Source organism: Psychroflexus curvus (assembly GCF_020164585.1).
Taxonomy (GTDB): Bacteria; Bacteroidota; Bacteroidia; order Flavobacteriales; family Flavobacteriaceae; genus Psychroflexus; species Psychroflexus curvus.
The window spans coordinates 144,885-158,497 of the sequence record NZ_JAIQZF010000006.1 but is presented as its reverse complement, the minus strand read 5'-3'; the positions used below and the strand labels follow the sequence as shown (position 1 = coordinate 158,497).

Annotated in this window: 9 protein-coding genes; all 9 read right to left on the bottom strand. The window is 38.4% G+C overall.

The window, feature by feature from the left end; all coding sequences use genetic code 11:
- Nucleotides 1–57 precede the first annotated feature (57 nt).
- A complete protein-coding gene (gene acs / locus LB450_RS10495) occupies nucleotides 58–3,918 on the bottom strand; it encodes an acetate--CoA ligase (RefSeq protein ID WP_224488298.1) in 3,861 nt (1,286 codons plus the stop codon).
- A gap of 11 nt (nucleotides 3,919–3,929) precedes the next feature.
- Nucleotides 3,930–4,304 carry a response regulator transcription factor gene (locus tag LB450_RS10490; RefSeq protein ID WP_224488296.1) on the bottom strand — a complete coding sequence of 125 codons (375 nt, stop codon included), beginning with the start codon at nucleotides 4,302–4,304 and terminating at the stop codon, nucleotides 3,930–3,932.
- The gene (locus LB450_RS10485; protein WP_224488288.1) at nucleotides 4,301–6,997 is read right to left on the bottom strand and encodes a sensor histidine kinase; all 2,697 of its coding nucleotides are present in this window, start codon (nucleotides 6,995–6,997) and stop codon (nucleotides 4,301–4,303) included. The genes LB450_RS10490 and LB450_RS10485 overlap by 4 nt, the downstream gene beginning before the upstream one ends.
- Before the next feature lie 280 nt (nucleotides 6,998–7,277).
- On the bottom strand, nucleotides 7,278–9,068 hold the full coding sequence (locus LB450_RS10475) for a sodium:solute symporter family protein (RefSeq protein WP_224488284.1): 1,791 nt from the start codon (nucleotides 9,066–9,068) through the stop codon (nucleotides 7,278–7,280).
- Nucleotides 9,069–9,074: 6 nt separating this feature from the next.
- Nucleotides 9,075–9,347, bottom strand: a complete 273-nt coding sequence (locus LB450_RS10470; RefSeq protein ID WP_224488283.1) for a DUF4212 domain-containing protein — start codon at nucleotides 9,345–9,347, stop codon at nucleotides 9,075–9,077.
- Between the two features lie 2 nt (nucleotides 9,348–9,349).
- The gene (locus tag LB450_RS10465) at nucleotides 9,350–10,570 is read right to left on the bottom strand and encodes a hypothetical protein (protein WP_224488281.1); all 1,221 of its coding nucleotides are present in this window, start codon (nucleotides 10,568–10,570) and stop codon (nucleotides 9,350–9,352) included.
- A 113-nt stretch (nucleotides 10,571–10,683) separates the two neighbouring features.
- Entirely contained in the window at nucleotides 10,684–11,097 is a 414-nt protein-coding gene (locus LB450_RS10460; RefSeq protein ID WP_224488279.1) for an IS1/IS1595 family N-terminal zinc-binding domain-containing protein, read from the bottom strand.
- 145 nt (nucleotides 11,098–11,242) lie between these two features.
- Complete coding sequence (gene bshB1 / locus LB450_RS10455) at nucleotides 11,243–11,959, bottom strand: bacillithiol biosynthesis deacetylase BshB1 (protein ID WP_224488277.1); 717 nt, start codon at nucleotides 11,957–11,959, stop codon at nucleotides 11,243–11,245.
- Nucleotides 11,960–11,962: 3 nt separating this feature from the next.
- On the bottom strand, nucleotides 11,963–13,435 hold the full coding sequence (gene nhaC, locus LB450_RS10450) for a Na+/H+ antiporter NhaC (RefSeq protein WP_224488275.1): 1,473 nt from the start codon (nucleotides 13,433–13,435) through the stop codon (nucleotides 11,963–11,965).
- Nucleotides 13,436–13,613 lie beyond the last annotated feature (178 nt).

Below are 13,613 nucleotides of genomic sequence, written 5' to 3'. Positions count from 1 at the left end.
ATCCTAATACTAACTAAGTTATAACTCTCATTAAAAATTTCTATTGATTAAAGTTATTTATTCATCCAAAAAAGGCTGAACTTTTTCCTTGATTTCTTCTACAATATCAGGATCCAGCAAGGTAGAAACATCACCTATCTGGTCTGTTTCTCCTGCAGAAATCTTTCTCATAATACGTCTCATGATTTTTCCACTTCTGGTTTTAGGCAAACCAGAGACAAAATGAATGCGATCTAGTTTTGCGATAGGCCCAATTTTACTGGCGATTAACTGATTGATTTCCTTGCTTAAATTTTCCTTGTTTCTGGTTTCCCCTTCATTTTTCAGAATAACAAAACCCGCCAGAGCATTTCCTTTGACATTATGAGGAAATCCTATGATAGCCGATTCTGCCACGGCTGGATGCTCGTTGATAGCATCTTCTATTGGCGCGGTACCTAGATTATGTCCGGAAACGATAATTACATCATCTACTCTACCCGTAATTCTGTAATATCCAACCTCATCTCTGAGCGCCCCGTCACCCGTAAAATACACATCCTTAAAAGCTGAGAAGTAAGTGTCTTTATAGCGCTGATGATTTCCATAAACGGTTCTTGCCATACTTGGCCACGGCTGCTTGATGCAAAGCTTACCCGACACAGAATTACCTTCTATTTCATTTCCTTTGTCATCCATCAATGAAGGTTGAATTCCCGGTAAAGGCAGTGTGGCATAAGTCGGTTTGGTTGGTGTTACAAATGGAATCGGAGAAATCATGATTCCGCCAGTTTCCGTTTGCCACCAGGTATCTACTATTGGACATTTCTTTTTACCGATGTTTTCATTATACCAGTTCCAGGCTTCTTCATTGATAGGCTCTCCAACACTTCCGAGAACTTTCAGAGAAGATAAATCGTATGTATTGACAAATTCGATGTCTTGTTTTGCCAAAGCTCTTATGGCTGTTGGTGCGGTATAAAACTGATTGACTTTGTACTTCTCTACAATATCCCAAAACCTACCATAATCCGGGTAAGATGGTACTCCCTCAAACATGAGCGTTGTAGCACCATTCAAAAGTGGTCCGTACACTATGTAGGAATGTCCCGTAATCCAACCGATATCTGCCGTACACCAATACACATCATTCTCTTTATATTGAAAGACGTTTTTGAAAGAAAAAGCAGTGTAAACCATATAACCAGCGGTGGTATGCACCATGCCTTTTGGAGTTCCCGTGGATCCTGAAGTATATAAAATGAATAGCATATCTTCTGCATCCATCACTTCTGCTTCACACTTATCATCCACCTGTTTTAATTCTTCATGAAGCCAGACATCACGGTCTTCAATCATTTCAATTTTTGAGAAGGTGCGTTTAGCGACCAGAACACATTCTACTGAAGGAGTACTTTCCAAGGCTTGGTTTACAATGCTTTTTAAATCAATGCTTTTAGAACCCCTATAGGATCCGTCCGAAGTGATCACCATCTTACAATCTGAATCATTGATTCTTGAAGACAGCGCAGATGCTGAAAATCCTGCAAAAACCACAGAATGTACTGCTCCTATTCTCGCACAGGCTAAAGTCGAAATGGCCAATTCGGGGATCATCGGTAGGTAAATGCAAACCCTATCTCCCTTCTGTACTCCGTTTTTCTTGAGCACATTTGCCATTTTATTGACTCGCTTCGATAATTCGGTGTAACTGATATGAAGTGCTTCTTCGTCGGGATTATTGGGTTCCCATATAATCGCGGTTTTGTTTCCTCTGGTTTTTAAATGCCTGTCGATAGCATTTTCGGTGATATTGAGTTGAGCTCCCCCAAACCAGCTCACCTCCGCTTTTTCAGGATTCCATTTCAAGACCGAATCCCACTTGCGTTTCCACACAAAATTTCTTTCAGCAATGGTAGCCCAGAAGTTTTCCGGGTCATTTTGTGAAATCCTGTATACATCCATATACTTCGCTAGCGAATCAATGTTGTAATAACTCTTGGTCAGTCCTTTTAAAGATTGAGTGACCTGATCTTTATTTTTACTAAAAGCTCCGATCTTCTCCTGACTAAAGGTTTCAATAATCTCACTGATGACCATTGGATCTTCAATTGTTGAAGGAAGTTTATAGGGTTGTCCGGCGACAAGCTTTCTTAAGGTTCTTCTTAAGGTTTTACCGCTTCTTGTTTTTGGCAGTCGTTTGACTATGACCACATTCTTTAAAGCAGCTATAGCACCAATTTTATCTCTGACTAACTGAACAATTTCAGTCTGCATTTTGTAAGACTCATAGCCCTCTTCGCCCGTTTTGGGAACGACAATAGCCAGCGGAACTTCCCCTTTCAGCTCATCCTGTAATCCAACAACGGCACATTCAGCAACGGAGGGATGTTGAGAAACAACTTCTTCCAAAGCCGCCGTAGAAAGGCGATGACCAGAAATATTTATCACATCATCAATTCTGCCAGTGATAAAAACATAGCCCTCTTCATCGATATAGCCGCCATCACCAGAGAAGTAATAGCCTGGAAATTTACTTAAATATCCGTTTTTGTAGCGTTCGTGATTATTCCAAAGCGTTTGCATGAATCCAGGAGGGAGCGGTAATTTGGAACAGATAAAACCTTCAGTGTTGGCTGGTAAGGTTTCGCCTTCTTCAGAAAGAATCGCCAGGTCATAACCAGGGACAGGTTTTCCTGCCGAACCAGGTTTTACTGGTAAAGCATCCAGTCCCATATAATTGGCCACAATAGACCAGCCCGATTCTGTCTGCCACCAATGATCAATCACAGGAACATTGAGGTGTTCTTCTGCCCACTTTAAAGTGGTTTCATCACATCGCTCACCGGCTAGAAACTGATATTTTAAAGAAGAAATATCATGTTTTTTTATAAACTCACCATCTGGGTCTTCTTTTCTAATCGCTCTGAAGGCGGTTGGAGCAGTAAACATAACATTGACTTTATGATCTTCAATCACCCTCCAAAACGCGCCGGCATCTGGAGTTTTGATAGGTTTGCCTTCATAAATAATCGTTGTATTCCTGTGAATCATCGGTGCATAGACAATATAACTATGCCCAACTACCCAGCCCACGTCCGAAGCAGCCCAGAACACATCACCAGGTTTGGTTCCATAAATATTAGTCATCGAATATTTTAGACCTACGGCATAACCACCTGTATCTCTCACGACTCCTTTTGGTGAACCCGTAGTTCCAGAAGTATATAGAATATAGGAAGGGTCTTTAGATTTAAGAGCAATTGCTTGAGTGGGATTAGCCCTTTCCATCAATTTAGTATAATCGATGTCGTAAGGTTTTCCCTCAAATTCGACTCCTAGTTTTCTGTTGAAAACCACAACTTTTTCTACTTTGTGCTTGGCTTTTTCAATGGCTTCATCCACCATTGGTTTGTAAGCAATAAGCCTATCCACTTCAATTCCTGAAGTCGCCGTGATAATCACTTTGGGCTTAGCATCGTCTATTCTCATCGCCAATTCATCTGGGGCAAAACCTCCAAAAACAACTGAATGTATCGCTCCTATCCTGGCACAGGCCAGCATGCTGAACAAGGAATGAGAAATCATCGGCATATAAATGATAACTCGATCCCCTTTTTCTACGCCTAAATCCTTCAAGCCTCCAGCCAGTTTGGATACTTTTTCCAGTACCTCACTATAAGTATATTTTAACTGTTTTTGTCTGACAGCAGAGTCATAAATAAGAGCAATCTCATCTCCATATCCATCTTCTACATGCTGGTCTAAACACAAATAGCTCAGGTTGGTTTCTCCATCTGGAAACCAGTGGTAAATCCCTTCAGTGGTTTGTTCCAGTGCTTTGGTCGGGGCTTTAAACCACTTGATATTTTTAGACTCTTCCATCCAGAATTCTTCCGGGTGTTCGATACTTTTTTGATAAACTTCTTTATAATTCATAACAGTGTATTTTAAGGATTGTGTATTAATAATTCACTTACAGTATTCAAGAGTTTCTTCATAGAAAAGGGTTTTTTGATGTATGCTTTAGCTCCAAGGCTCAAAGCCTTCTGTACATCGCTCTGCTTTTGTTTAGCACTGATAATAATAGTCTGAGTAGACTCTTTAAGCGAGTTGTGCTCGCGCAAATGTTCCAGTACTTCATAACCATCCACTTTGGGCATCATAATGTCCAAAATCACTAAATCAGGCACCAGTTTTTCTGCGAGTGCAACAGCTTCCTCCCCATCTCGGGCGATAAAGATTTCGTAGTCATTTTTTCTCAACGTATACTCCAGTGCCATGATTATGTTAGGCTCATCATCTACAAGTAGAATCTTTTTCATGCGTTTCGTTTTGGTAATTTTATAATGAGTTCTGCACCTTTCTCAAGGTTTGAATTAGCAAAAATCTCGCCTCCATGCATCTGGACAATTTGTTTACAAATCGCTAATCCAAAGCCGCTACCTAAAGGTTTTTTAAAGGTTTGATTTTTGGACTGATAGAATTTTTTAAAGATCAAATCAAGTTCCTCTTCGGGTATTCCTTTTCCATTATCTCTTATTTTAAAACTGATTCCTTCTGAATTTTCTTCAAGAAATACTTTTATTTTTCCGTCGTTTTCTGAAACAAATTTTAAAGAATTTGAAAGTAAGTTAGTAAACACCTGAAGCATTTTGCTATAATCAAATTCCGTTTGAATTTGAGTTTTGCTCTGAAATCTGACGTCTACATTTTTCCGTTTAGCGATACTGCTAATGCCATTGATTGCATCTTCAATACACCTATCCAAAGCTTGAAGCTTTAAATTTAAAACATCTCTTCCTGAAGCCATTTTCTCCAAATCCAGAATATCATTGATCAACACATTCAGGCGTTCTGTATCCTGGATGATATTATTCAGGAACTTTTGACGAAGTTCAAATGGCATGTCCTCTGCTTCTGTTAATACTTCAGAACTTGCTTTGATAGAAGTAATCGGTGTTTTGAGTTCGTGGGCTACCGTGTCTAAAAAGTCATCCTTCAGTTGATCCTGTATTTTAAGTTCATCGTTAGCAGATTTTAATTCAGAAGTGAGTTTGATTAATTTTTGAGATTGTTCTTCCAGGGACTTATTGACGGAAATCGTTTCTTTGTTTTCCTCTAATATTTTTAAAACTTCAACCAGAGACACCGGCTTTTCTTTCGCCACATTTGAAATTAAAATTTTAGCTGAAGCACTTCCCACAGCACCGGTCAGCAGTCGTTCAGAGAAATTGATAAATCTGGCATCTGCCAATTTTTCTTCTGGATTCACCTGATAGCGCTTTCTGAAAACTCTCAAAGCCTTATTTGCTTTGGTTTCTCCGAGAAAACGCACCAATATATTCTGTATATCCTCTACGTTGGCCTCTCCTTTCCAGACGTAAGCATTTTCTTTAAGCTCTACTACACGTTCACTATTGACAAACATTTCTCCATAATTTCGTTCTCGGTAATTTCCTTTTTTGATGACGGATAAAACCAAATAAGCACCTGTATTAAACAGTAAACTCCAGTACAAGGCATGGTTAACAGGGTTCAGTAAGTCAATCCCGAAAAGCGCATAAGGCTTAAGCATCTGTACACCATAGAGTCCGTTTTCTACAAATTGACTGTTACTCAACACATTTTCAGTAATAAAAGGAAGCAGGTACGTAAACCCTATCATCATCATACCGAGTATGATTCCTGCTTTCGAACCTAAAGCTGAGCCTCTGTTCCAAAACATACCTATAAAAAAACTTGGAGCTAACTGGGCGATGATCAGAAAAGAAATAAGGCCGATTGAAAACAAAGAAACCTTCGGATCAAACAGAGCATAAAGTAAATAAGCCAAAATTATAGAACTAAACACACAAAGTCGTCTTATGTTTTTGATGGTTTTTTCGTTTTTAAACGATTTGCTCCTGGTCAGATTCTTAATAAAGCCGTAAGGGATAATGAGGTTATTACTCAACATGGTGGAAAGAGCTACAGTGGATACTACTACCATAGAAATTACTGCTGAAAGACCCCCCAAAAAGACTAATATGGCTAGCCAGTGATCTCCAAAATGCAAGGGAATCAGAAGTGTAAAGTAGTCGGCGTTGGCTTGATTGCCCAAAATCAGCATTCCACCCCAGGCAATAAAAATGACGAACACATTAAATAATAAAAGGTAAAGCGGGAAAAACCAAATGGAGGTTTTAAGCTGTTTTCGGTTAGTGAATTCAACCACTGAAGTTTGAAACTGACGTGGCAGTAAGAAAATAGCTAAAAAAGAAAGCGCTATACTGAAGTACCAGTTGATGCCACCGCTCAAACCCTTGATGGTACTTAGCTGATTTAAGTCTAAGCCTAGTTCAGCCTGCTCATAAATATCTGAAGTGCCATCAAACACATAGTAGGTGACATAAACCCCCACAATAAGAAAGAAAGTTAATTTCAAAACAGATTCAAAAGCAACAGAAAACATAACTCCTGTTTTGTTTTTGGAAGCATCCAGAGCTAAAGTTCCAAAGAAGGAGGCAAAGACGGCTAAAATTAAAGCGATATAAAAAGTAGAATCTGTAATCACAGAAGAGCCTTCAATGCCAAGTGTAGAAGTAGAAACAATTTCGAAGGTTTCAGAAATCGCTTTGAGTTGAAGTGAGATATAAGGAATAATACTTGCAGCACAAACCAGGGTCACAAAAGCTCCAAGTGACCTACTGTTTCCATATCTAAGAGAAATAAAATCAGCAATACTTGAAACGTTATACACTTTGGAAAGTTGAATGATTTTCTTCAATAAAACAATCCATAAGGGAGCAGCAATGATAGGGCCGAGGTAAATCGTAAGAAACTCAACTCCAGACTTGGCTGCCATGCCCACACTGCCATAATAAGTCCAAGCTGAACAGTACACCGCCAGGGAAAGCGCATAAACAACGGGATGTGAAACCAGTTTTGAGCCTTTATTTTTTTCAGCAAAAAGAGCAATGAGAAATAAAATTCCCAAATAGACAAAAATGAGCGCTATGAGTGCGGTTTTACTCATTGATCTGAATATTTTTTAAGAATCGAGAAGGAAATGATAATACTAGCTAACCAAATTATGAATACAAAAAAATAAAACAACGGAAATCCTAAAACTGAAGTGACCTGATTAAAAGCAAGCACTAAAGGGATATTGAAAAGTAAAATCAAGCCAAAGCTTAAAAAAATAAGTTTCTGTTGATGTCTCTTTTTCATTCGATTCGGAATAAGTCTTTAATTTAATTAAAATTCTCAAGAGAATGCGTTTATAACTGCAAACTCCTGAGAATATATAAATTGTTTTAATGTCCGGAAGCTTCACTTGCTCCGCTAGGAATTCTTACATTTTCTACCATCTCCTGAACATCTGCCGGAGGTGCTGCAGTAAACTTGCTGATGGTTATAGATACGATAAAGTTGACAAGCATAGCTACGGTACCAAAACCTTCAGGAGAAATTCCAAACCACCACTCTGATTTGTCAGGAATCTCTCCTATCCAACCTAATTTGAATTTTGCCATGTAAAACAGCATAAGCGAAATACCCACAATCATACCAGCGACAGCGCCTTCTTTATTCATTCGTTTATAGAAAATCCCTAAAATAATAGCGGGAAAGAAAGAAGCAGCAGCCAGCCCAAAGGCCAGTGCGACAACGGCAGCCACAAAGCCTGGGGGGTTAATTCCAAAGTAACCAGCTATCACTACAGCAACTACAGATGCTAAACGTGCAGCAATTAATTCTCCTTTATCTGAAATTTTAGGATACACCATTTTTTTAATTAAATCGTGAGATACTGAAGATGAAATCACCAATAATAGACCGGCAGCAGTAGACAGTGCAGCAGCTAAACATCCCGCAGCAACCAAAGCAAAAACCCAGTTGGGTAAATCTGCAATTTCTGGATTGGCCATCACCATAATATCATTATCGACGTATAACTCATTCTTATTTTCAGAAGGATTTGTGACGACACGTTGCCCGCTTTCTCCTCTCTCATTATCTTTAAATTGTGGTATTCCTGTTAAGGCGTCTCCCCCTTCTTTAGCTTTACCTAAATATTGGATCTTCCCATCAGAATTTTTATCTGTCCATGCCAGTAAACCTAAATCTTCCCAGGTAGTGAACCAACTTGGCATATCAGCATACTCTTTTTTATTTACAGTTTGCATCAGATTCAATTTACCAAAAGAGGCTACCGCTGGAGCTGTAATGTAGAGAATACCTATAAATAGCAAAGCATATCCTGCAGACTTACGTGCATCCTTCACCCGTTTTACGGTGAAAAATCTTACAATAACGTGAGGCAAACCAGCTGTTCCTACCATCAAAGCTAAAGTAATGGCGAACACATCTATCAGACTTTTTGAACCTTCGGTATATTCATTGAACCCTAATTCCTGACTCAAGCCATCCAATTTATCCAGCATATATGTATCTGGCTGACTTGCCAGTGTATCGCCCATACCAAACATAGGAATAGGATTTCCTGTTGCCTGGAAAGAGATGAAAATAGCAGGAACCAGGAAAGCGAAGATCAGGACACAGTATTGAGCAACTTGTGTGTAAGTAATACCTTTCATACCACCTAAAACTGCGTAAAACAAAACTATAATCATACCGATGATGACACCGGTTTCGATTTCAACTTCCAAAAATCTAGAAAATACAACGCCAACCCCACGCATTTGACCGGCGATGTAAGTGAAAGAAACGATTAAGGCACAAAAGACAGCTACAGCTCGAGCTGTCTTGGAATAATAACGATCTCCTATAAAATCGGGAACGGTGAATTTTCCAAATTTTCTTAAGTAAGGCGCTAATAACAAGGCTAATAAGACAAAACCGCCTGTCCAGCCCATCAAGAACACTGAGCCATCATATCCCATAAACGAGATGATCCCCGCCATGGATATAAAAGAGGCTGCAGACATCCAGTCGGCTGCCGTTGCCATACCATTTGCCAGGGGCGAAACGCCGCCTCCTGCAACATAAAATTCTTTAGTTGAACCTGCACGGCTCCAAATAGCTATTCCAATGTAAATAGCAAATGAAACGCCGACGAAAATATAAGTTAGTGTTTGAGCATCCATAGTTTTTTATTTATCGTATCCGTATTTTTTATCTAATTTGTTCATTAACCTCACGTAAACGAAAATCAAAATGATGAATACGTAAATAGAACCTTGTTGTGCAAACCAAAAGCCTAGCTTAAAGCCACCAATCTGAAACTGATCTAGCCAGTCTTTAAAAAGTATGCCCGCTCCATAAGAAACCAAAAACCAAATGGGGAGAAGTATGGCAAGGTATTTCAGGTTTTCCTTCCAGTAAGCGGTAGCATGTTTCTGTTTTTTGTTGTTATCTGTTTCCATAATTATAAATATATCATAGCCTGAAGGCTAACTGTTTTCTGGTTTATAGTTCCAAAAGATTGGGATTTATATTCTAAAGTCAATTTTGAGTTGTGACCGCTGAAGTAGGCATTAGCTCCAATACCCAATGTAGTTTGATTATCATCTGTAGCATCAAAACTCTGTACGCCATAAGAAAGATAGGGCTGAAATTTAAGCGCCTGATTTTGACTTGGGATGACTAAACCTGTATGGCCATAAAACATAGAGCCGGTACCATAGGGGCCAAATAGATAATTCTCCCCATAATCGTTATTCTGAAATACAGCGTAGGCTGTCAGTGCAGCATTAGTGCTTCCTAAAGGAGCATCATAAAACACATCAAATGCATAAAGCATGACGTCCTCGCCTACTACTCCATTTTGACTCTGAATCGAACTTCCATTCGGATGTGCAAAAAAACCGGTACCTAGAGTCAAAACTTTTTTACCTCCTAAGTAAGACCCCACTTTATAAGGAAGATAATTGGATTCATTTTCGAATAAATGGTACGTAAAATAGCCTGCATAGTTGTAAAGTGCATCGGCAGAACCCAGATTGGCAAGTCCAGTATAAGTTGACTGATTTTTAGCAGGAAGGCGATTATCTAACCCATTGCTAATAGCATTGTTGACGGCTACCTGGTATTGAAAATTGCCAAACTCACCTTTGGCAAAAACACCTATATGCCTGGCAAATTGATCACTAAGCCCCAATGTAGACCAGGAGGACCTGTTATTGTCTAAGGTCAACATGTTCAGGGTAGATTGATTATTTAACCGAGAAATACCATTGAAGTAATGCAAGCCTCCACCAAGAGTAAGTTTTTCACCCAAATTGTATTGCACCCACGCATCATGAAGGAAAACTTGAGCTTCGTCTCCAATACCAACAGGATTCATGTTTTGAGAACTCAAATTATTGAGCCCGATATGAGACACAATGGTAAAATCGTTTGAGATTTGCCCGATAAAAAGAAGACGAGCTCTTCTAAGCAGAAAATTGGTTTGACTCACATTTTCCGGAACATCATCCTGATAGTTCATTTGAACTTGAGCCCAGGAGATGATCCTTAAGAATTTTTCGGGTTGCTCTTCATCAAACTGAATTTTGAATCCCCCTTTATAATCTGGAGATCCCTGTGAAAAAGCATTATGACTTACAAAAGATGTAATACATATTAATAATGTAACATAATATCTCATCGAGTAACAAGTTTTTAAATAATTATACTATTTATTGCTAATAACTTGTTACGAACTTCAAAATAATTGTTTGTTAAATAAAATATAATATATATTTATGCTAAAACATATACTTATTCTTTAAAGCGTTCCCATTTTATCACCATAAACTTATCTCCAAGTTCTGTGATAATCATGCCAGAGCCCCTCGTGTTTTCTGCAGATGAAAAATAGTTGCCAAGCTCAGCCTGACTCAATATTTTGTAAGTTGGGTGAACATCTGCATTTTGTACTTTTTGGATGTTATACTTGCGCACCCAGTTCATCACGCTTACATGAGAAATTCCTAAAATACGTTCGATTTCGCGGTAAGAAAGACCTTCTAGGTAAAGCTGAAGAGCTTTAGTAACATAGTATTGATCTATTTTTTTTCCTAATTTATTAACCGTAAAAAAATAGTTACATGACTTGCATTTATAGCGTTGGCGATCATTAATGACTCCACTCTTTACAATTTGTTCTGATTGACATTGAGGACAAAACTTCATATATATTTATTTTGCATAAATATATCAATTTAGCGATATAATTTATATGCAGATTTTAAATTATTATTGATTAACAACACTTGAAAATAAAAAACCCTGTCTCAATAGGTCGAGACAGGGTGTTCTATCGTTTAAATTAAGGCTTTTAGATAAGATCAAAAATGGAATTCACCGCTGGATAGCGTTCCACTGTAAAGCCTTCCGCATGTTCAGTATTGATGATTCTACCAAGGTTTCTTGCCCTGTAGGTAATGCTATCAAAAAAATTGGAGCTGGAAATAGGTGTTTCCGGTTCTTTGCTTTGTGTATCGTAAAACTGAGTTTTATAGGCTTTGACGCATGCTATCTTCTTATCCATAAACCCTGTTATATCCACTACAATATCTGGTTCAATATCATACCATTGTATGTAATGGTAAATATGTTTAGGCCTCCATTCCTTTTGAGTATTGCCTTCGCAAATGGTTTCGATTTTTTTTAAACCGCTTAAAAAACATGAATCGCTAACGAGTTTACTCCCTTTTCCGTGATCTATATGTCTATCGTGAATAGCATTGCATAAAATCACATCTGGTCTGTATTTTCTTAAAACTTTAATGATTTCAAGTTGATGGGCCGTATTGTTGGTGAAAAATCCATCACTGAATTCAAGATTTTTTCTCATGCTTACACCAAGTATTTTAGCAGCGTCTTTTGCTTCATTTTCACGGGTTTCAGCTGTACCACGAGTACCTAATTCGCCTCTAGTTAAATCTAAAATTCCAACTTTCTTACCTTTACTAATCTCCTTAGCCAGAGTTCCAGAACAACTCAGTTCAACATCATCAGGGTGTGCTCCAATAGCTAATATATCTAACTTCATAATTTATTTTTTTCTCAATTGTCTTATCTTAATATTGAATGCAGCAAAAAACAAAGTGACAAAAGGACTCAAATAGTTGAATATCGCATAGAAAAAATAATCGACTACCGGCACACCCAAAACTCCACTATGGTAAGCTCCACAGGTATTCCAGGGAACCAGAACTGATGTTACAGTACCAGAGTCTTCCAACGTTCTACTTAAATTTTCTGGTGCCAGACCCTTCTTTTCATAAGCTTTTGCAAACATTTTACCTGGAACTACAATAGCCAGATACTGGTCGGATGCGGTCAGGTTTAAAGCCAAACAACTCGTGACTGTACTGAAAAACAAACCAAAAGTGGACGTAAACAAATTCAGAAGAGCTTCACTTATTCGTTCTAAAGCTCCAATGGCATCCATAATACCGCCAAATACCATAGCACAGATAATCAACCATATGGTTCCTAGCATTCCTGCCATACCTCCAGCTGAAAATAAACCCTGCAAAATTATATTATCTGTAGGAATAGTAATGTCAACAGTTATGGCGTTCATTATTCCTTTGTAAGCGGTTTCAAAAGTAAGTGTCTCACCTCCTCCAATTAATCTTACCAAATCTGGCTGAAAAATAAGTGCTGCAACTGCAGCTAGTAGCGTGCCTATAAGCAAGGCTATCAATGGAGGGGTTTTCTTGATAATAAGTATAATAACCAAGATCGGTACTACAAACAACCATCCGGACACATTAAAAGAAGCTTCAATGCTATTCAAAATTTCTGAGGGATTGGTTTGACCAGTTGTATCAAGATTCAAACCAATAATAACAAAAACAATTAGTGTGATTATTATCGTTGGTACGGTCGTAATGGTCATGTATCTAATGTGAGTAAATAAATCTGTGCCTGCCATAGCCGGTGCAAGGTTAGTCGTGTCACTCATCGGTGATAATTTATCTCCAAAATAACCACCAGATAATACAGCTCCAGCAGTCATTGCAACAGAAACGTCCAGTGCTTCCGCGATACCAATTAAGGCAATACCTACGGTGGCGGATGTTGTCCAGCTACTCCCGGTAGCAATCGAAATAACAGAGCATATAATCACACAAGCCGCAAGAAATATAGTGGGATTCAAAATCTGTAATCCGTAGTAAATCATAGCTGGGATAATTCCACTTAGCAGCCAGGTCCCAGCCAGGGCTCCAACCATAAGTAAAATTAAAATAGGCTCGGTTGTAGATTTAATGTTTTTGGCAACATCATCGATCATCGTTTCAAACCTGGCTCCTTTAGAAACACCAACAATGGCCGCTACAGCAGCACCCATAAGCAATATAAACTGATTGGAACCCGCTAGTGAATCATCTCCATATATAAAAACATTATAAGCCAGCATCCCAATAAGTGCAATCACTGGTATTAAAGCTTGCCAGATACTGAGTCTTATTTTGTTGCTGGACGGGTCTTCCTCGGTTGCATTTATAGATTCACTCATGTTAAGATTTTAAAATCGACGTAATGTTACAATTTTGTGGCTTATTTCACAAAACAAAGCTTTAGTTTTATCAAACTCAACTTATAATCAATCTATAACCAGCCCCTAGCTTCTTTAAAATAACAAACTCATCAGATTAATCCTGTTTGAGTTTCAAAGAAAGCAAAATCGAGATAAT

Coding starts and splice junctions, on each gene's coding strand:
- acs (WP_224488298.1), bottom strand. CDS start 3,918: ATGAATTATAAAGAAGTTTATCAAAAAAGTATCGAACACCCGGAAGAA.
- LB450_RS10490 (WP_224488296.1), bottom strand. CDS start 4,304: ATGAAAAAGATTCTACTTGTAGATGATGAGCCTAACATAATCATGGCA.
- LB450_RS10485 (WP_224488288.1), bottom strand. CDS start 6,997: ATGAGTAAAACCGCACTCATAGCGCTCATTTTTGTCTATTTGGGAATT.
- LB450_RS10475 (WP_224488284.1), bottom strand. CDS start 9,068: ATGGATGCTCAAACACTAACTTATATTTTCGTCGGCGTTTCATTTGCT.
- LB450_RS10470 (WP_224488283.1), bottom strand. CDS start 9,347: ATGGAAACAGATAACAACAAAAAACAGAAACATGCTACCGCTTACTGG.
- LB450_RS10465 (WP_224488281.1), bottom strand. CDS start 10,570: ATGAGATATTATGTTACATTATTAATATGTATTACATCTTTTGTAAGT.
- LB450_RS10460 (WP_224488279.1), bottom strand. CDS start 11,097: ATGAAGTTTTGTCCTCAATGTCAATCAGAACAAATTGTAAAGAGTGGA.
- bshB1 (WP_224488277.1), bottom strand. CDS start 11,959: ATGAAGTTAGATATATTAGCTATTGGAGCACACCCTGATGATGTTGAA.
- nhaC (WP_224488275.1), bottom strand. CDS start 13,435: ATGAGTGAATCTATAAATGCAACCGAGGAAGACCCGTCCAGCAACAAA.